The organism is Plantibacter sp. MPB07 (genome assembly GCF_046619465.1).
Classification (GTDB): domain Bacteria; phylum Actinomycetota; class Actinomycetes; order Actinomycetales; family Microbacteriaceae; genus Plantibacter; species Plantibacter auratus.
Genome location: NZ_CP177043.1, coordinates 2420473 through 2438732, shown reverse-complemented (window position 1 = coordinate 2438732; position 18260 = coordinate 2420473). Strand labels below are relative to the sequence as shown.

Annotated in this window: 17 protein-coding genes; 8 read left to right on the top strand and 9 right to left on the bottom strand. The window is 70.7% G+C overall.

From position 1 onward, the window contains the following. Nucleotides 1-3: 3 nt before the first annotated feature. The 3 genes from ACLIME_RS11200 to ACLIME_RS11190 all read left to right on the top strand — a co-directional run bounded on the left by ACLIME_RS11200 (nucleotide 4) and on the right by ACLIME_RS11190 (nucleotide 3394). The gene (locus ACLIME_RS11200) at nucleotides 4-957 is read left to right on the top strand and encodes a 3-hydroxyacyl-CoA dehydrogenase family protein (protein ID WP_079706602.1); all 954 of its coding nucleotides are present in this window, start codon (nucleotides 4-6) and stop codon (nucleotides 955-957) included. 75 nt (nucleotides 958-1032) lie between these two features. Further along, nucleotides 1033-1806, top strand: coding sequence for an SDR family NAD(P)-dependent oxidoreductase (locus tag ACLIME_RS11195; protein ID WP_124767434.1), 774 nt, complete (start codon nucleotides 1033-1035; stop codon nucleotides 1804-1806). Nucleotides 1807-2020: 214 nt separating this feature from the next. Further along, nucleotides 2021-3394 (top strand): MFS transporter, encoded by a 1374-nt coding sequence (locus ACLIME_RS11190; RefSeq protein ID WP_240044097.1) that lies wholly within the window; start codon nucleotides 2021-2023, stop codon nucleotides 3392-3394. A gap of 133 nt (nucleotides 3395-3527) precedes the next feature. On the opposite strand, the gene ACLIME_RS11185 is transcribed toward ACLIME_RS11190, so the two are convergent. The 5 genes from ACLIME_RS11185 to ACLIME_RS11165 form a co-directional block, all read right to left on the bottom strand. Next, nucleotides 3528-4241 carry a GntR family transcriptional regulator gene (locus ACLIME_RS11185; RefSeq protein WP_244175592.1) on the bottom strand — a complete coding sequence of 238 codons (714 nt, stop codon included), beginning with the start codon at nucleotides 4239-4241 and terminating at the stop codon, nucleotides 3528-3530. A gap of 102 nt (nucleotides 4242-4343) precedes the next feature. Next, a complete protein-coding gene (locus ACLIME_RS11180) occupies nucleotides 4344-5120 on the bottom strand; it encodes a triose-phosphate isomerase family protein (RefSeq protein ID WP_411556948.1) in 777 nt (258 codons plus the stop codon). A gap of 26 nt (nucleotides 5121-5146) precedes the next feature. After that, a complete protein-coding gene (locus ACLIME_RS11175) occupies nucleotides 5147-5608 on the bottom strand; it encodes a ribose-5-phosphate isomerase (protein WP_071258616.1) in 462 nt (153 codons plus the stop codon). Between the two features lie 77 nt (nucleotides 5609-5685). After that, entirely contained in the window at nucleotides 5686-7416 is a 1731-nt protein-coding gene (locus ACLIME_RS11170) for a dihydroxyacetone kinase family protein (protein ID WP_411556947.1), read from the bottom strand. Between the two features lie 286 nt (nucleotides 7417-7702). Beyond that, entirely contained in the window at nucleotides 7703-8467 is a 765-nt protein-coding gene (locus ACLIME_RS11165; protein ID WP_411556946.1) for a GNAT family N-acetyltransferase, read from the bottom strand. 111 nt (nucleotides 8468-8578) lie between these two features. On the opposite strand from ACLIME_RS11165, the gene ACLIME_RS11160 reads away from it, so the two are divergent. Both ACLIME_RS11160 and ACLIME_RS11155 read left to right on the top strand, forming a co-directional pair. Next, nucleotides 8579-9370, top strand: coding sequence for a response regulator transcription factor (locus tag ACLIME_RS11160; protein ID WP_064295688.1), 792 nt, complete (start codon nucleotides 8579-8581; stop codon nucleotides 9368-9370). Continuing rightward, on the top strand, nucleotides 9367-10998 hold the full coding sequence (locus ACLIME_RS11155) for a sensor histidine kinase (RefSeq protein WP_411556945.1): 1632 nt from the start codon (nucleotides 9367-9369) through the stop codon (nucleotides 10996-10998). The genes ACLIME_RS11160 and ACLIME_RS11155 overlap by 4 nt, the downstream gene beginning before the upstream one ends. Nucleotides 10999-11188: 190 nt before the next feature. On the opposite strand, the gene ACLIME_RS11150 is transcribed toward ACLIME_RS11155, so the two are convergent. From ACLIME_RS11150 to ACLIME_RS11140, 3 genes are all read right to left on the bottom strand, one after another. After that, entirely contained in the window at nucleotides 11189-11827 is a 639-nt protein-coding gene (locus ACLIME_RS11150) for a GntR family transcriptional regulator (protein WP_411556944.1), read from the bottom strand. Then, nucleotides 11824-12795: a DMT family transporter gene (locus ACLIME_RS11145; RefSeq protein WP_411556943.1), complete on the bottom strand. Its 972-nt coding sequence runs from the start codon at nucleotides 12793-12795 to the stop codon at nucleotides 11824-11826. The genes ACLIME_RS11150 and ACLIME_RS11145 overlap by 4 nt, the downstream gene beginning before the upstream one ends. Nucleotides 12796-12900: 105 nt before the next feature. After that, complete coding sequence (locus ACLIME_RS11140) at nucleotides 12901-13350, bottom strand: hypothetical protein (protein ID WP_411556942.1); 450 nt, start codon at nucleotides 13348-13350, stop codon at nucleotides 12901-12903. 262 nt (nucleotides 13351-13612) lie between these two features. Between ACLIME_RS11140 and ACLIME_RS11135 the strand changes: the two genes are divergently transcribed. The 3 genes from ACLIME_RS11135 to ACLIME_RS11125 all read left to right on the top strand — a co-directional run bounded on the left by ACLIME_RS11135 (nucleotide 13613) and on the right by ACLIME_RS11125 (nucleotide 17738). After that, nucleotides 13613-15592, top strand: coding sequence for a carboxypeptidase regulatory-like domain-containing protein (locus ACLIME_RS11135; protein ID WP_411556941.1), 1980 nt, complete (start codon nucleotides 13613-13615; stop codon nucleotides 15590-15592). 104 nt (nucleotides 15593-15696) lie between these two features. After that, a complete protein-coding gene (locus ACLIME_RS11130) occupies nucleotides 15697-16974 on the top strand; it encodes a CDP-alcohol phosphatidyltransferase family protein (RefSeq protein WP_411556940.1) in 1278 nt (425 codons plus the stop codon). An 80-nt stretch (nucleotides 16975-17054) separates the two neighbouring features. Beyond that, nucleotides 17055-17738, top strand: a complete 684-nt coding sequence (locus ACLIME_RS11125; RefSeq protein ID WP_411556939.1) for an HAD family hydrolase — start codon at nucleotides 17055-17057, stop codon at nucleotides 17736-17738. 10 nt (nucleotides 17739-17748) lie between these two features. Here ACLIME_RS11125 and ACLIME_RS11120 read toward each other — a convergent pair whose 3' ends face one another. Further along, the gene (locus ACLIME_RS11120) at nucleotides 17749-18258 is read right to left on the bottom strand and encodes a DUF1622 domain-containing protein (RefSeq protein WP_192019015.1); all 510 of its coding nucleotides are present in this window, start codon (nucleotides 18256-18258) and stop codon (nucleotides 17749-17751) included. Nucleotides 18259-18260: the final 2 nt, after the last annotated feature.

Genomic DNA, 18260 nt, shown 5'->3' with positions numbered 1-18260 from the left:
ATCATGACCACACACACCATCGCCGTCGTCGGATCGGGGTACATGGGCGGCGGCATCGCCCAAGTGCTCGCGCTGTCCGGCGCCACCGTCCGCATCGCCGACATCTCCGAGGAGATCGCGCGCAAGAACTACGACCGCCTCATCGCCGAGGCCGAGCAGTTCGTCGCCGACGGACTCTTCCCCGCCGACGCCGTGGAGCGGATCCGCGCCAACGTCTCGCCCGCCGCGTCCATCGAGGAGGCCGTCACCGGAGCCGACTTCATCGAGGAGGCCGTCCCCGAGAAGATCGAGATCAAGCACGAGACCCTCCGTCGCATCAGCGCTGCCGCCTCGCCCGACGCCATCATTGGCTCGAACACCTCGACCATCCTCATCGGTTCGCTCGCCGAGGCCGTCACGAACCCGGAGCGGTTCCTCGGCGTCCACTTCTCGAACCCGGCCCCGTTCATCCCCGGCGTCGAACTCATCCCGCACGAGACCACCGCCGATGCGGCGATCGCCACCGTCGAGGAGATCGTCGCAGCGACCGGCAAGGAGACCGCCCGCGTCAAGGACGCCACCGGCTTCGTGCTCAACCGACTGCAGTACGCGCTGTTCCACGAGGCGACGCAGCTCGTCGAGGAGGGCGTCGCGACGCCCGAGGACATCGACACGATCGTCCGCACCACCTTCGGCTTCCGGCTCCCCGTCTTCGGTCCCTTCGCGATCGCCGACATGGCCGGACTCGACGTGTACTCGTTCTGCTACGCCTCGCTCCAGACCCGGTGGCCCGAGCGGTTCGCCACGCCGGACTCGCTCAAGGAGCTCGTCGACGCCGGCAAGTTCGGCACCAAGTCGGGTGCCGGCTACCTCGACGTCCCGGCCGACCGCACGCCCGAGCTGATCGCCTACCGCAACAAGGCCTACGTCGCGATCAAGCAGCTCATGGACGAGCTCGGCCCCGCGCCCATCAACTGAGCGCGGCGCCGACCGAGCGCACCGTCCGGCTCGATCGGACACCGACTTCACCACTCCCACGCAGAAAGGCCGGCCATGACCGCCACCAGCTTCCCCGAATCCAAGACCGTCGTCCTCACCGGTGCAGCCTCCCCGCGCGGCATCGGTCGCGCCTCCGCCCACCACCTCGCCGAACTCGGCTGGAACATCGGGATCATCGACCTCGACGAGGCTGCGGCGCAGGCGGTCGCCGCCGAGATCGCGGAGCAGCACGGGGTGCAAGCGGCCGGCGCCGGCGCGAACGTCGCCGACGAGGCGCAGGTGCGTGCCGCGTTCGACGCACTCGAGGCCGCCCTCCCACAGCTCGTCGCCCTCGTGAACCTCGCGGGCGTCGCCTCACCGGTGCCCTACCTCGAGGTGAGCGCCGACGAGTGGAAGCGCGTCATCGACATCAACCTCAACGGCGTCCACTACACGACCCGCCGTGCGGTGGAGTCGATGGTGTCGAACGGCGTCGGTCGGGTCGTCAGCCTGTCGTCCGTCTCCGCCCAGCGCGGCGGCGGCACCTTCAGCAAGACGGCCTACTCGGCGGCGAAGGCCGGCGTGATCGGCTTCACCCGCAGCGTCGCCCGTGAGCTCGGCCACGACGGCATCACGGTCAACGCCATCTCGCCCGGACCCATCGACACCGACATCATGGGCGGCACCCTCACCGAGGAGCGCAAGACGGCCATGGCCGCCGACGGCGTCCTGCCCCGCATCGGCACCCCACGCGACATCGCCGCCGCCATCGCCTACCTCATCAGTGAGGACGCCGGCTTCGTCACCGGTCAGACGCTGAACGTCGACGGCGGCCTCTACATGCACTGATCCACCACACGCACCACGAGCGAACGGAGCAGCACCATGCAGCACCTCACCGGTCAGTGGACCAAATCCCGGTTGATCTTCCTCGGTCTCGGCGTCGTCTTCGTCGGCATCGGCCTCTGGATGATCATCCCCTCGATGGTCTCCTGACCACCGCCAGCAGCAGCAGTAGCACCGGCAGCACCCACCCGCACCAGTCATCTCAAAGGAGAGTGTCTTGTCCACACCCAATCCGCCGGCGATCGGATCGACCAACGATCCGGCGCTGAAGTCGGCGATCCGCAAGGCGTCGAAGCACCTCATGCCGATGCTCGTCATCCTGTACTTCGTCGCGTTCCTCGACCGCACGAACGTCGGCTTCGCCGAGGAGGCGCTCAGCGTCGACCGCGGCATCTCGAACGGTGCCTTCGCCCTCGGCGCCGGCATCTTCTTCATCGGCTACGCGATCTTCGAGATCCCGAGCAACCTGCTGCTGAAGAAGTTCGGCGCCCGGTTCTGGCTCGCCCGCATCGCGGTGACCTGGGGCATCGTCGCCGCCCTGTTCGCCTTCACGACGAACGACACGATGTTCATCGTCCTGCGGTTCTTGCTCGGCGTGACCGAGGCCGGGCTCTTCCCCGGCGTGATCATGTTCCTGTCGGAGTGGTTCCCGAACAAGGTCCGTGTCCAGATGTTCTCGATCTTCTACCTGGCGCAGCCGTTCTCACAGATGCTCGGCGCCCCGCTGAGTGGTGGCCTCATCAGCTTCGGCGACGCCCTGACCCCGTGGCATGGCTGGCAGGTGATGTTCTTCGCCGAGGGCATGCTCGCGGTCCTGGCCGGCTTCGCAGCGCTCTACTTCCTCACCAACTCGCCACAACAGGCGAAATGGCTGGACCAACAGGAGAAGGACTCGCTGACGGCCGCAATGGAACGCGAGGACACCGTACGGCAGTCGGACGGCCCGACCGGTATTGCGAAGGCGATGACGAGTTGGAAGGTGTGGTACTTCACCATCATCTACTTCTGCCTGCAGATCGCGGTGTACGGCACGACGTTCTACCTGCCGCAGCAGGTCTCGAACCTCATCGGCCAGGACGTCGGCTGGCAGGTCGGCCTCGTGGCGGCCATCCCGTGGCTGGTCGGCCTCTTCGCCTGCTACTACGTGGGACGGAACGCGAACACCGTCGTCCGTCGGCGCACCTGGGGCACGTGGTTCTACATCTCGACCGGCGTCTTCATCCTGGCCTCGGCCTGGGCGGGCGCGAACAACCAGCCCATCCTCGGCATCCTGTTCATCACGATCGCCGTGGCGAGCTTCCTCTCGGTCGGGCCGATCACGTGGGCCTACCCGACGGCGTTCCTCACCGGAACGGCTGCAGCGGCGGGCATCGGCCTCATCAACTCGCTCGGTAACCTCGGCGGCTTCGTGGCACCGATCATGCGCACCGGGATCAACGAGAGCGTGCCGACCGACAGCGGCGTGTGGGGCGTGGTCTCGCTCGGGGTGTTCGCCTTCCTCGCGGCCGCGATGCTCTACTGCACCCGGTTCTTCCGTGGTGCGAAGGCGGACGAGCTGCTCGAGACGACGGCGAACCGCACGGCGCACTAGTCTCACCGCAACACCCGGACGGGGTCGATCGCTCAGGCGGTCGGCCCCGTTCTGCCCTTCGACAGGCTCAGGGACCGGAGGAGGGCGGCTCAGGGACCGGCGGACTCGGTCCCTGAGTCTGTCGAAGGGCGGCTCAGTGCTCGGCGTCGCTGCGGGCGCGGGTGCGCACGAGCTCGATGTGCGAGCGCATGGCCGCCGCGGCGGTCTCGGGGCCGTCGGAGAACGCGTCGAGGATGGCCCGGTGTTCGACGACCGCTTGGTCGGCGTCGGTGACGCCCGTCTCGACCGTCTGGCGCATGCGGTGCACGCGGGTGGAGATGCCCTCGGACATGTCGAGGAGGAAGGGGTTGCGGGTGCCCTCGAAGATGAGGTGGTGGAAGTTCCAGTCGACCGCGAAGTACTCGCGGAGGAGTGCGACGGGGATCTCGCCGGCCGACGCCGCGGCGCGCACCCTGGCGGTCATCTCGACGTGCTGAGCGAGGGCGACCTCGAGGGCCGGGACGAGCTCGTCGGCGTGGGCGGCGGCCAGCGCGGTGGCGCCGCTCTCGAGCACGATGCGGGCGTCGAACAGCGACTCGAGCTGGTCGTCGGCGAGCGGCGGTGCCACCCGGTAGCCCTTGTGGGTGACCCGGGTGACGAGCCCGGTGCGCTCCAGCTGGACGAGCGCCTCGCGGACCGGCGTCGGCGAGACGTCGAGGTCGCGGGCGATGGCGTCGATCGACAGGCGGGCACCCGGTTCGATACCGGAGCTCAGGAGCATGTCGAGCACCAGCTCGTAGACGCGGTCGCGCAGACCGCGGCGTTCGAGCGAGGAGGAGGCGCCGAGCGGGAAGACGGCATCAACCACGGCAGCCTCCGAAGGGTGTGCTCGAGGCGTCGTCACGGAGGGGAACCTCCGGTCGAGCGGCCGCGATGATCGTCGAGGACCAGTTTACGGGGCCTCCAGGCGTCATCGCGGCAGGTCGGAGCCCGCGCGGTCGAGGCCGGCCACCTCGTCGAGCACCAGCGAGAGGGCTGCCGGATCGTGGGCGAAGCGGCCGAGGAAGACCCCGTCGACCGCGTCGCCGATCGTGGTCAGCAGGCCGGGTCCGGCGCTCCCGCCGTAGATGACGGCCGAGGAGGTGTCGATGTGCCCGGCCGCGGCGAGCGCGTCGAGGTGGCCGCGCAGCCGGAGGCACACCGTGCGGATGTGGGCTGGACTCGCGGCCTCGGTGGCGCCGATGGCCCAGTGTGGTTCGTAGGCGACGATGACGCGGCCCACGATCCCGGCGGCGACCGCCCCTGCCAGGGCGTCGTCGAGCTGTGCGACGCACTCCGCGGCCGCCACCTCGGCGTGTCCGTGCTCGGCCTCGCCGATGCACAGCACCGGCGCGAGACCGTTGCGGAGCGCGGCGGTCGTCTTCGCGCGGACGACGTCGGGCGTCTCACCGAACAGTCGGCGCCGCTCCGCGTGCCCGACCTCGACGACCTCGCAGCCGACCTCGCGGAGCTCGGCACCGCTCACCTCGCCGGTGAACGCCCCGGTGTCCTCGGTCGCGAGGTCCTGAGCCCCCACGGCTGCGACGCCGCGGAGCCGCTCGACCGCGCCGGTCACCGAGAGGTATCCGGGGATGACGAACAGCTCCGCCGCGCCGGATCGGAGTGCGTGGTGCTCGGCCGACACCCCCGCGACGACCGAGCACCAGTCGAGCGTCTGCGCGTGCCCGAAGTACATCTTCAGGCTCACGCCGACGAGTCTGGGACGTCCTGACATCAGGACGCTTCGTACGCGCTGATCTCCTGCACCTTGTCGTTCGACGCGCTCGAGGCGTCGAACTCGTAGGTGAGCCACTCGCGCACGTTGCGGCGGGCGAGTTCGATGCCGACGACCCGCTGGCCCATGCAGAGCACTTGGGCGTCGTTCGAGAGCACCCCGCGTTCGACGGAGAAGCCGTCGTGCGCGGTGACGGCTCGGATGCCCTGGACCTTGTTGGCCGCGATCGCGACGCCGAGGCCCGTGCCGCAGATGAGCAGCGCGCGGTCGGCCTCGCCGCGGGCGACGATCTCGGCCGCGGTCACCGCGACGGTCGGGTAGTTGGTGTGGCCGTCGGCGTCGACCCCGACATCGACCACGGAGGCGACCAGGTCGCTCGCCTCGAGGTCGCGCTTGAGGATCTCCTTGTAGTCGTAACCGGCGTCATCGGAGCCGATGACGATTCGCCAGGTGCGGGTCATGGTGTGCCTTTCGTTGCTGGAGCGGGTGGCCCTTCGACAAGCTCAGGGACCGGGGTTTCGCTTCGGGGGATCGGGCGTCAGTGCTCGGCGAGGAGGGTGCCGACGCGCTCGACGATGAGGGCGAGGGAGACGGCCCCGGGGTCCTCGACGCCGACGGCCTTCGAGCCGTGCGAGCGGGCGCGACCCATGCCGGGCATGAGACCTGCCGTGTCGTGGGCCGCGGTGGTGGCCGCTGCCGCCGCCGTGGTCCAGGCGGTGGAGAGGTCGTCGCCGGCGGCGACGCGTTCTGCGAGCGTGTCGGCGAACGGGACCAGGGCGTCGACGAGCGTCTTGTCGCCGACGGAGGCCTTGCCATAGCGCATGACGGCGTCCTTCGCTGCGGTCACGCCCTCGCTCACGGCGGTGGCGGTCGGGCGTTCGGCGTCGCCGAGGCGCTCGCCGAGGGTGCGGAGCATGACGCCCCACAGCGCGCCCGAGGTGCCACCGGCGCGGTCGGACCAGGCGTCGCCCGAGCGGTCGAGCAGCGTCGCGACGCCGGCACCGGCCTCACGCAGGCGCTCGGCCTCGGCGGCGGCAGCGGTCGCCCCGCGGTCCATGCCGATGCCGTGGTCGCCGTCGCCGACGATGGCGTCGAGGCGTCCCAGCTCGTCAGCGTGCTCCGCGAGGAGCTCCTGGATCGCGGAGATCGCGTCGGCCACGACGGCTGCCGACTCCTGCGACTCGGGCGAGGCGTCCGGCACGACGAAGGCGACGCCCTCGGTGTCGTCGGCGGCGACGGTCTCGAGCGCGCCGGAGTCGACGGCGCCCGTGCGGAACGCGGGGGTGTCCGCAGCGGCACTCCACAGTCGCTCCAGCTCCTCGTCGACCCAGAGCAGGGTGAGCGAGACGCCGGCCATGTCGAAGCTCGTGCAGAACTCACCGACCTGCGGATCGACGAGGGTGATCCCGGCGTCCTCCAGTAGGGAGGCGATGCGGTCGTAGACGACGAACAGCTCCTCCGACTTCACGGAGCCGAGGCCGTTGAGGATCGGGACGACGCGTGCGCCGTTCGGCGTGACGCCGTCCGGGATCTCGGCCTCGTTCAGGAGGTGGTGCACGAACAACTCCGCCAACCCGTCGGCGGAGGGGATGTCGGTCTCGTCGATACCGGGCTCGCCGTGGATGCCGAGCCCGACGGCCATCCGTCCCTCCGGCACGGAGAACAACGGCTCGTCGGCACCGGGCAGCGTGCACCCGGAGAACGCGACGCCCATCGAACGGGTGCGGGCGTTGGCGAGGATCGCCACGCGCTCGACGTCGTCGATGGAGTATCCACCCGATGCCGCACCACCAGCGACCTTGAAGACGGTGAGGTCGCCCGCGATCCCGCGCCGCTTCTCGAGTTCGGTGGGCGGTGCGCTGAAGATGTCGTCGGTCACGGTGACGGTGCGGCAGTCGATGCCGTCGGCCTTCACGGCGTCCTGCGCCGCGGTGAAGTGCAGGACGTCGCCGGCGTAGTTGCCGTAGCTGAGGAGGACGCCCCGTCCCTGCTCGCTCGCGCGGACGACGCTCTCCACCTGGTGTGCGGACGGCGAGGCGAAGAGGTTGCCCATGGCCGCACCGTGGGCGAGTCCCGGGCCGACGAGGCCGGCGAAGGCGGGGTAGTGGCCGGATCCGCCACCGATCACGAGGGCGACCTCCGGTTCCGCGGATTTCGTGGAGCGCGACACCCCGCCGGAGACCTTGCGCACCCAGCGTCCGTTGGCGCGGACGAAGCCGTCCACCATCTCATCCGCGAAGTCGGCCGGTCGGTTCCAGAGCCTGGTCATCTGCATCTCCTCGTCATCGAGTCCGTCGATCCGGCGCAAGCCGGCACATCGCGATAATCCTATAGGATATTGGAACCGACCGGAACCCTGGACGGCGCACAACTCAGGACGCTACGGGCGGGGCGGCGCCCTCGGGCGGCAGCCGGAGGCGACGCGCCGGGGGCACCTGAGTTGTGGACGTGTGACACGAGGGACGCACGTCGCCGGCGTCCCGACGGCTGAACCTGCCGAGGCTGGAGTGGGGGAGACTCAGCCCCGGCAGGTTCGGCGATCGGGACGCCGGCGATCAGGGGCGCGTGACGGTGGACCCCGTGTGCCTGGCTTCGACGCGTTCTGCACGACGCGCGGCGAGGAGTGAGGGCGTGATCGCGAAGGTGATGCTCGACGACCGGCGCGGCGCGGTCGCCCGCAGGAAGCCGAGCCGCTCGGCGAGGGCGATGGACCTGGTGTTCTCCGGCTCGATGACGGCTGTGACGGTCTTCGCCCCGAGCTCGCGGAAGGCCAGGTCGATCATCGCCTCGGAGGCCTCGCTCGCGAGACCGCGTCCGCCGACGGCGGGGTCGAGGACCCATCCGATCTCGACCGAGCGCTCGGCGGGGTGGACCTCCCGGAGATGCAGGGAGACATCGCCGACGAGCCGCCCGTCGTGCTCCACGGCCAGGGCGAGGAAGTCGCCCGACTGCCAGAGGCGGTGGTGCCCGACGCGGTGCCGCAGGTGCTCACGGGACGCCTCGCGGTCGCGGACCGGCCACGGCAGGTGCTCGACGACCGCCGGTGTGGACTGGATGCGGTACCAGGCCTCGGCGTCCTCCAACCGGTGGCGACGCAGGACGAGACGGTCGGTGCTGATCGGGTGCGCGTCGACGGGAGCCTCGATCCGCGGCCCGCGGAGGAATCGAGGACGTGAGACACCAGCCGGGAACAGGGGACGCAGAGCACGGACGGCGGCGGCGAGGCCGCTCCGGATCCGGTCCGCAGGCTCGGCCGTCGCTCCGGCCGTCCGACGACGGCGGGGGGCGAACGACGTGCCCAGGGGCTCTGCTCGGGTCATGCCCTCCACGGTAGGCACCGCACCCATGGGCTCGGCCTGAAAAGATATGAGGCCTCTATGAATCGCCCGTCGCTCCCCGCGCCTCGCAGCGCGACGACGGATAATCGACCCATGCCCTCCGACCTGCCAACGCAGATCGTCGACTCGGGGCGCCGCCGGGCGGTCCTCGCCAAGCTACCGCGGATGTACCGGGCCGACGGTTCACCCATCCGCGTCCTCCTCGTCGACGACGAAGCGGTCCTGACCGACCTCGTGAGCCTGGCCCTCGGCTACGAGGGGTGGGTCGTGGACGTCGCCACCAACGGTCGCGAGGCCGTCCAGCGCTACCGCACGGAACGTCCGGACGTCGTGGTCCTCGACATCATGCTGCCCGACATGGACGGGCTGAGCGTCCTGCGCCAGCTCCGCAGCTTCTCGCAGGGGGAGCCGGAATCGGGCACCCCGACCCTGTTCCTCACCGCTCGCGACTCGGTGGACGACCGCATCATGGGACTCACCGCCGGCGGCGACGACTACATGACGAAGCCGTTCTCGCTGGAGGAGCTCGTGGCCCGTCTCCGCGGTCTCCTCCGCCGCACCGCGCACGTCGTGTCCGACGACGACTCCCGCATCACGATCGGTGGGCTCTTCCTCGACGAGCGCAGCTACGAGGTCAGTCGCGACGGCGAGCCGGTGGCGCTCACGACGACCGAGTTCGAACTGCTGCGCTACTTCATGCGCAATCCGAAGCGCGTGCTGAGTCGTGCCCAGATCCTCGACCGCGTGTGGAACTACGACTTCGCCGGCAAGGCCAGCATCGTCGACCTCTACGTCTCCTACCTCCGCAAGAAGATCGACGCCGACCGTGCGCCGATGATCCACACCGTCCGCGGTGTCGGATACGTGCTGCGGCCGGTCGAATGAGCACCGCATCGGTTCCGACTGCGGGCGTGCCGACGCCTCGGGCGAACCGGCGGCACCCGTGGACGCTGCAGCGACGGTTGGTGACGGGCATCGCGGCGGTCATCGCAGCGGTCCTCGCGGTGTCGGGCATCCTGACGATCGTCACGGTCGAAGCGTCGGTCACCGCCGTCGTCGACACCCAGCTCACCGGGTCGATGGAGGCCTTCGAGCACTCCGTGGTGAAGTTCCACGATCAGCAGGCCGGTGCTGGAGCGGTGGTGGACCCCGATGCCACGCGCGGTGAGCCCGGCTACGTCAAGCCGTTCGTGGACTATGTCGGCCACGGGCCCGGGACGCTCATCGCGCTCGTCGCGGACGGTGGGGTCGTCGACTCCGCGCGTTTCACCCAGTCCAACGCGACGGCGCTCGACGTGCGGACGAAGGCGCTCATCGAGGAGGCCGTCGCGGTCGACAGCTCCGAGCGACAGAACATCGAGCTGGGGTCGCTCGGCGGGTACCGACTCGAGTTCCTCGACCACGGCGACGGCGAGACCCTCGTGGCCGGCGTCTCGCTCGCCACCCCGCGAGCGGCCGTGCAGCAGGAGGCGATCGTCATCGCGATCCTCGCCGTGCTCGCGCTCGCGGTCACCATCGTCGGGGCGATCATCGTGGTCCGCCTCGGGCTCCGACCGTTGTCCCGCGTGGCCGCCGCCGCCGAGGAGGTGTCCACGCTGCAACTCGAGCGTGGCGACACCGGGATCGACGTGCGGGTCGATCAGGCCGACACCGATCCCCGGACGGAGATCGGCAAGGTGGGCGAGGCGCTGAACGGCCTCATCGACCACGTCGACCGCGCACTCGCCGTCCGAGCCGCGACCGACAAGCGCATGCGCCGGTTCGTCACCGACGCGAGCCACGAACTCCGGACGCCGCTCGCTGCGATCCAGGGCTACGCCGAGCTCACCCGCCAGGACAGCGAGAACCTCCCGCCCATGACGGAGCACGCGCTCGCCCGCATCGAGTCGGAGGCGACCCGGATGAGTTCGCTCGTCAGTGAGTTGCTCCTGTTGGCGCGTCTCGACGAGGGCCAGGACCTGCACCTCGACGACGTGGACCTGAGCGACCTCGTCGCCGCCGCCGTGAGCGACGCGGCCGTCTCGGCACCGGCGCACCACTGGTCGGTCGACGTGCCGGAGCGCGCGATCATCGTGCGCGGCGACCGCGAGCGCCTGCACCAGCTCGTCGTGAACCTGCTGTCGAACGCCGCCGTGCACACCCCGGCCGGCACCTCCGTGGTCACCCGCATCAGCGCACCGAAGAGTCACGACGAGCCGCAGTGTGCCTCGCTGACGATCGCCGACGACGGACCCGGCATCGACGAGGCCTTCCTCCCCGAGCTCTTCGACCGCTTCGCCCGAGCCGACTCGTCGCGCTCGCGTGCCGCCGGCAGTACGGGCCTCGGTTTGGCGATCGCGCTGTCCATCGCCGAGGGCCACGAAGGCTCGATCGAGGTCGCCTCGTCGTCCGCCGGCACCACGTTCACGGTGACGCTGCCGTGGTCGGGCCCGTCCGGGGAGCACCCCGCGGTCCGGCCGGCGGCCGACGCCACCGCGACGCGGCCGGAGGCGGTCACCTCGACGCGAGGCTGATCGCCCGTCCTGTCGTCGAGCCGCACCTGGTCGCCGAGCCGCACCCGGTCGCCGAGCGCCATCCGGTCGCCGAGCGCCATCCGGTCACCGAGCGCCATCCGGTCACCGAGCTTGTCGAGGTGCCCTTCGACAAGCTCAGGGACCGGAAGGGGTGGCTCAGGGGCCGGAAGGGGTGGCTCAGGTGCCGAGTTCAGGGGGCCGACCGGCGGAGCGCGATGAGCTGCTCTGCCGAGTGCGCGAGGTGCGCGCGGAGCTCCGTCTCGCCGTGGTCGCCGCTGAGGGCATCAACGAGTCGGTCGTGCTGGTCGATGAGTTCCTCGGGCGGGAGGACGCTCCGGAGCTGCACCATGAACAGGCCGAGCTCGGCGACCAGGCCAGCGTGCGCCTCGCTCAGTCGAGGGCTCCGGGCCGCGGCGACGATCGCGTGGTGCAGCTCGGCGTGCGCGACCTCGATGGCACGGTGATCGCCGGGTCGTTCGATGCAAATGCGTCGGAGGCTGTCGTTCGCCGCGATGATCGAGGCCGCTGGGCGCGACGACGGTTCCGCACGCGTTCGCAGCAGCCGGACCGCCTCGGCCTCGATCGCCGTCCGGTACTCCATGAGCGCGAGGACGTCCGCATCGCTGAACGACCGCACCCGGGCGCCGCGGTAGGCCTCGAACGTGACGAGGCGCTCCGCCGCGAGCGCCTGGAGCGCCGCTCGGACGGTGTGCCGGTTGACGCCGAACCGGGCGGTGAGTGCGGTCTCCCGCAACGGCTCGTCCGCGCCGAGCCGTCCGTCGAGGATGTCCTCCCGCAGCGCGTCCGCGACGGCGTCGACCGCGGTCATCGGGCGACCTCGCGACGGTCGATGCGCTTCGGTACGACGAGGATCGCGAGTCCGATCACGAGCAGCGCGGCACCGATGACGGTGGACAGCCCGAAGGACTCTCCGAGGAGCAGGATGCCGAGGAGCGTCGCCGTCAATGGTTCGAAGAGCGTGAGCGTTGCGACCCGAGACGCGGGCAACCCGCCGAGTGCGTAGCCGAACAGCAGGTACCCCGCCACCGTGTTCACGAGCGCGAGCCACGCGACCGCGAGTGCGCCGGGCACGGTGAGGATCCAAGCGGTCTCGGTGGCGAGGAGGATCGGCACGGAGACGAGCGCCGCTCCGCCGAAGAGCGCCGCCATGGTGCCGAGCGGCGTCCACCCGTGCTCGATGAGCGCCTTGCTGCAGAGCGTGTACAGGGCGTAGGAGGCTCCGGCTCCGACGGACGCGAGCAACCCGCCCACCGAGACGGTCCCGATCCCGCCGCCCGTCACCCCGGACAGGACGGCGACACCGGCTGCGGCGACGATCGTGGCCAGGAACCAGCGGCCGCTTGGGCGCCTGCGGTGGATCGCCCATTCGAGGAGGCCGGTGATCGCGGGTGCGGAGCCGAGTGCCGTGAGGGTCCCGATCGCGACACCGTTGCGCTCCACGCCGAGGAAGAAGAACGGCTGGTACGCGGTGACACCGATCGTGCCGACGACGACGGCGACGACCAGAGCGGGCCTTGCGAGTTCCGCTACGCGGGTCCGAGGTGGCGTGGACCTCGAGCGGTGGGCGAAGGCCGCCCACACGAGGACGAGGAGCGCTCCGCCGAAGACGATGCGTGCAGCGCCGAACGCGACCGAGCCGACCTCGATCGGTAGGAGCGCGTGAGCCGTGCCCGTCGTCCCGAAGCACACGGCGGCGAGGACCGCGGCGGCGACGGGCAGGCGCCCCGCGGCAGTGCTGCTGCCGGTCGTCTGGGTTTCGGTCGGCGAACGGGTCATGGGGACAGCCTGCCGCAGGATTGTGTAACAATCAACGGCTGTCCGCGCACACGCCACGACGCCCGCCCGCTCGAGGAGCGGACGGGCGTCGGGCGGGAGATCGGGTCAGCCGGCGTAGCCGCTGCTGATCACCGACACCCCGAGCAGCAGGGCTGCGCCGGCGGCGACGATCAGGGCGAGCGCCAGCATGGTGCCGGAGATGATGACGGCGGTGAGGGCGAAGCCCTTCGACTTCGGCTTCCGGGCGAGCGCGATGATGCCGAGCACGAGTGAGGCGATCGGCAGGAGCACGAACGACGGCGCGACGATCGCGGCGATCGACAGGGCGAACGCGATGATCGACAGTGTCTGGGTCGAGCTCTCGCGGTCGGCGGCCGTCGCAGCAGGCACGGGTGCCAGGGGCAGCGGGGTCGTCGGCTGGGTCGGCGCGACCTCCTGCACGGGCGTGGCCTGGGTGAGGGGCTCGGGGCCGAACGCTTCGGTCGGGGCGTCTGCCAGGGTCACGTCCTCGGCGGGCGAGATCGTGGGGGACTCGGTGGTGGCTGAGGCGGACATGAGGTGGGGTTCCTTCCTCCGCGGTGTGCGGAGCTCTCTCCGCAGTGTGCGGAGCTGATCGGTTGATGGTTCCAGCCTCCTCGGATCACCGCCGTTGCGAGTCGCCCGTGCGCCCGATCTCCGATCCGCCTGCGGGATGATCCTGCGTGTCGCGCCCATGGGTCTGCGGTGCCGCCGCCGTCGTTACCACGGGTCACGCCGGCCCCCGTATTCGGGACAGAGGGGTTTCGCAGGCAACAGATGTGCGTTTATCCTGGCGCCCATGACCCGCCGCATCGGAGCCGCTGTGCTCGCCCTGCTCGGAGCCTCCGCGCTCGCGCTCACCGCAGCCGTCCCGGCGGCCTCCGCCGCGACCACCTCGAGCTGGGCGACGTGGTCCGAGCTCTCCGGCGGATCAGGGTCGTACCAGGGCATCATGACCCTGGCCGGGCAACCCGAGCTGACGGCAGCCCTCACGAGTGACTCACTCGGTGGCGCCGCCCGCGTTCCCGGCACCTCGACCTGGCTGGCGGCGTCGACCCCGGTCGGTGCCAAGTACGGCAGCAGCCGTGATCGGCCGTACCTGAACCTCAAGCCCAAGGCGAACAACGCGGCGTCGCCCTCGACCACCACCTACTCCTTCGCGACACCCACGCCTCCGTCCGGTTGGACCTTCGTCCTCGGAGACATCGACGCCGACCAGGTCACCGTGACGGCGATCGGCCCGGACGGCACCCCGCTCACCGCGGACGAACTCGGCTTCAACGGTGGCTTCAACTACTGCGCTCCCGGTCTGGCCGGCAAGCCGTCCTGCACCGGTTCCGCCACGGACGTCCCCACCTGGGACCCGGCGACGCAGGTGCTCCGCGGCAACGACGCCGCCCAGGACACCGCCGGGGCGGCGGGGTGGTTCGAACCCTCCGCCCCGATCTCCAGCCTCACGTTCACCTTCCAGCAGCGTCTCGGCGCGCCCGTCTACCAGGCGTGGTTCGCGTCGATCGCGCGTGACGTGACCGGCACCGTGACCGACCAGACCACCGGCCCGCTGGACGGCGTCGGCGTCCGCCTCATCGACCGCGACGGCCGGGTGGTGGCGTCGACCACGACCACTGGTGGCGGCGCCTACACCTTCGCCGGCTACTTCGCGACCGACGGCTACACGGTGCAACTCGTCCCGCCGACCGGCAAGATCGCCGTCGGTCCCGCACGAGCCGCCGCCGACCTCACAGACGCCGACGCCGTCGCGGACTTCACCGTCCGCGACATCGTGCCCGTCGCCGTGTCCGGCACCGCGCTCGACACCGACGGCGTCCCGGTAGTAGGTGCCACCGTCACCATCGACGGTGTCGGCAGCGTCACCACCGACACCGACGGGAACTACCTCTTCGACACCGTGCCGGTCGGCGACCACACGGTCGTCATCACGCCGCCCGCGGGCTACGCGGTGCAGACCGCCCCCGCATCGTTCACCGTGCCGGTCGGGAGCGAGACACCCATCACCCAGCAGGACTTCGTGCTCGTCGCGAATCCCAGTCTCGGCGGGGTGATCACGTCCGGTGGGGTCGGTGTGGCCGGCGTCACCGTGAGTGTCGACGGTCCGAACGGTGTCGAGAGCGCCGTCACGGCCGCCGACGGTTCCTACCGCTTCCCGCTCCTGCCCGCTGGCTCCTACGAGGTCTCGGTCGTCGCCCCGGAGGGGTACGTCGTCTCCGGAGCGGCCACCCGGGAGGAGGAGCTCGCCGGAACCGATCTCGACGCGGTCGACTTTGAGCTCGCTCGACTCGGCACCGTCATCGGCGACGTCCGCACGGACACCGACGCCCCGGTGCCCGCAGCGACGGTCACCGTGACGACGCCGGGCGGCCCGGTCGCCCTGACCACGACGGCCGAGGGGTCCTACGGGCTCGCCGACCTGGCGCCGGGCAGCTACGAGGTCACGCTGACCGTACCTGCCGGGTATTCGGTGGCCGCAGGTGGCGTCACGACCGCCACCGTCGTGGTCGGCACGGACGGCGCGGTCCAGACGGTGCCCACCTTCGTGCTCGTCGCCGACGAGGTCGCTCCGGTGCCGCCCGTCCCAACGGCGACGCCGAGCGACCCCGCCGTTCCCAGCAACGCGGGTCGTCTGCCCTCGACCGGTGCGGACGCGATGCCGTGGATCGTCGCTGCCGGAGCGCTCTTCGTGCTCGGTGCCGCAGGTGTCGTCACCGCGGCCGTCCTGCGTCGTCGACGCGCGAATCGGGACGAGCTGTCCGGCGAATGACCGTTTGAACGCCCCCTCGGGGATGGGAGGGCGCGGCTCGTCCGTAGACTTGGGCGAGCCGCGCCCCACCCAGGAGTGCGGATCGCACTGCTGAACGGGGATCCGTGGACATCATCGGGTGGGTGAACGACGCCGCGACGGCGCTGCCCGATCCGCTGATCTGGCTCCTCGGGCTCCTGTTCACGACCGCCGAATCCGGCCTGTGGCTCGGCCTCGTCGTCCCCGGTGAACCGGTGGTGCTCCTCCTCGCGGCCATGCTCGACTCCGCCCCCGGTGCCCTCGTGCTGGTCCTCGCGGTCGCCCTCGGCGGGTCGCTCGGGGACCAGCTCGGCTACCTCCTCGGTCGGCGTTCCGGTGGTCGCCTCCGTGACTCGGCCATCGTCCGGCGGCTCGGCGTCGACGGCTGGGACCGCGCGGTCGAGGCGCTCGAGCGACGCGGGGCCCAGGCCGTCTTCCTCACGAGGCTCGTCCCCGTGCTCCGATGCCTGACACCGACCGCCGCCGGGGTCGCCCGCGTGCCCTACCGGTCGTTCCTCGCGGCATCGCTGCTGGGCTCCCTCCTCTGGTCCGCCGTCTACGTCGGGGTCGGCTCCCTCGTCCGCGCCACGCTCGACACGGTCCGCCAGTACCTCGGTGCCACCGGCTGGGTGCTGCTGTTCGCGCTCGTCGTGGTGGTCACGGTGGTCGCGATCGCCCGATTCCGCCGCGGTGCCGCGATCCCCGGCGACGAGGCGATGATCCCGGTGACCCTGCACGAGAAGACGCCGCTCGCGCGCCTCCGGACGCAGCTGTTCTCCGACGACGACTGGAAGAACCTCCCGAACGCGATCACGGCGGGGCGCATCGTCCTGCTCCCGGTGTTCGCCGCCCTCGTGATCACCGGCTCCTACTGGGCTGCGCTCGTCGTCGGTGCGGTGGTGTTCCTGAGCGACGTCGCCGACGGGCAGATCGCGCGCCGCATGGGCACGGTCTCCGCGCTCGGCACCTGGCTCGACGGGGTCGCCGACCGTCTGACCGTGGTCGTGGTCGCCGCGTCGTTCGCCATCGCGCAGATCATCCCGTGGCAGGTGTTCGTGGTCATGATCGTCCCCGACCTCCTGCTCGCGTTCGTCGCCGTCGTCGCATTCCGCGGGACGCCCGAGGTGCCGGTGAGCATCGCCGGCAAGATCCGGACGGTGTTCCTCTTCGTCGGCTTCTTCGCGCTGCTCATCGGCCTCGCGCTCGGCGGCGGGGATCCGGCGTCGGCGCTCTACCGGGTCTTCGGCGGGGTCGGCTTCGTGGCGATCCTCCTGGGACTCCTCGGCCACTTCGTCGCGGCGACCCAGTATGCGCGACGCATGGTCGTCACCTGGCAGCGACAGGGCGTCCGCGCGGCCCGCTGACCATGACGCCGACCGCCGTCGGAGGTCGCCGCCGGAGGGCACACGGCCACAGCGCAGGCGGTGTCGTTTAGGCTCGGAGCATGCCAGTCGACTATCCGGACCTCGTCATCTTCGACTGCGACGGCACGCTCGTCGACACGGAACGCATCTCCGTCCAGGTGAACCTCCAGCTGCTCAACGAGGTCGGCGGCGACTACACCGAGGCCGAGGTGCGGGAGCTCTTCGTCGGCGCCTCGCTCGAGACCTACGCGACGCTCGTCGAGCAGCGTCTCGGGAAGCCGCTCGAGGCTGACTGGATCCAGCGCTGGAGCGACATGTTCCGCGGCATCTGCGAGCGCGAGCTCGAGGCGGTCGACGGGGTCGTCGACGCCCTCGACGGCATCGCTGCGACCGGGGTGCCGCTGTGCGTGGCCTCGAACGGGATGCTGCACGACGTCGTCCGCAACCTCGGGCAGGTGGGCATCCACGACCGCTTCGACGGGCGCATCTTCAGCGCGACCGACGTCGCCGTCGGCAAGCCCGCACCCGACCTCTTCCTGCATGCCGCCGCCGACTTCGACACGGCCCCCGAGCGGTGCGCGGTCATCGAGGACAGCGTCGTCGGCGTCCTGGCTGCCCGCGCGGCCGGCATGACGGTCTACGCCTACGCCGGTGGCATGACGCCCGCCGAGCGCCTCATCGGCGACGGCACCCACGTCTTCGACGACATGCGCCTGCTGCCCGACCTCATCCGCGACACCTGGGCGACCTCCGCGGCGCGCTAGCCGCGCCGCACTAGCTGCGACTGCGGAGCTCGGGGAAGCCGTCCTCATCGTCGGGGACGGCCTGCGCCGCGACCGTCGGCGCCGGTGTCGGATCGGCTGACGTCGACACGTCCTGCTCCTCGGCGCGACGCCGCGTGCGTTCGCCACCGCGCTTGACGGCACGGTCGAACAGCTGTGGACCGGTCGTCGCCAGGCGCCTCCAGGGGAGGGTGCCCTCGATCTCGATCTGCAGGGAGAAGCTCAGCAGGGTGCGGATGACGACGATGATCGCGAGGACGAGTGCGTCGGTCAGCGACGGCGTCGACGTGACCGTCTTCACGAGGTCGGCGGCCACGAGGATCTCCAGCCCGAGCAGGATGACCGAGCCGATCGTCTCCCGCAGCATCCGGAAAGCCCGTGCGCCGTCGCGCGTGCTCCACCACAGGCGGGCCGAGAGGGTGACGGCGATCACGAAGCCCACGACCATCGCCCCGACACCGGCGACCTCGAAGACGATGGTGACCAGCTCGAAGAAGTCCATCC

Coding starts and splice junctions, on each gene's coding strand:
- ACLIME_RS11175 (WP_071258616.1), bottom strand. CDS start 5,608: ATGACCCGCACCTGGCGAATCGTCATCGGCTCCGATGACGCCGGTTAC.
- ACLIME_RS11200 (WP_079706602.1), top strand. CDS start 4: ATGACCACACACACCATCGCCGTCGTCGGATCGGGGTACATGGGCGGC.
- ACLIME_RS11160 (WP_064295688.1), top strand. CDS start 8,579: ATGCCCTCCGACCTGCCAACGCAGATCGTCGACTCGGGGCGCCGCCGG.
- ACLIME_RS11195 (WP_124767434.1), top strand. CDS start 1,033: ATGACCGCCACCAGCTTCCCCGAATCCAAGACCGTCGTCCTCACCGGT.
- ACLIME_RS11155 (WP_411556945.1), top strand. CDS start 9,367: ATGAGCACCGCATCGGTTCCGACTGCGGGCGTGCCGACGCCTCGGGCG.
- ACLIME_RS11120 (WP_192019015.1), bottom strand. CDS start 18,258: ATGGACTTCTTCGAGCTGGTCACCATCGTCTTCGAGGTCGCCGGTGTC.
- ACLIME_RS11135 (WP_411556941.1), top strand. CDS start 13,613: ATGACCCGCCGCATCGGAGCCGCTGTGCTCGCCCTGCTCGGAGCCTCC.
- ACLIME_RS11150 (WP_411556944.1), bottom strand. CDS start 11,827: ATGACCGCGGTCGACGCCGTCGCGGACGCGCTGCGGGAGGACATCCTC.
- ACLIME_RS11125 (WP_411556939.1), top strand. CDS start 17,055: ATGCCAGTCGACTATCCGGACCTCGTCATCTTCGACTGCGACGGCACG.
- ACLIME_RS11165 (WP_411556946.1), bottom strand. CDS start 8,467: ATGACCCGAGCAGAGCCCCTGGGCACGTCGTTCGCCCCCCGCCGTCGT.
- ACLIME_RS11140 (WP_411556942.1), bottom strand. CDS start 13,350: ATGTCCGCCTCAGCCACCACCGAGTCCCCCACGATCTCGCCCGCCGAG.
- ACLIME_RS11145 (WP_411556943.1), bottom strand. CDS start 12,795: ATGACCCGTTCGCCGACCGAAACCCAGACGACCGGCAGCAGCACTGCC.
- ACLIME_RS11170 (WP_411556947.1), bottom strand. CDS start 7,416: ATGACCAGGCTCTGGAACCGACCGGCCGACTTCGCGGATGAGATGGTG.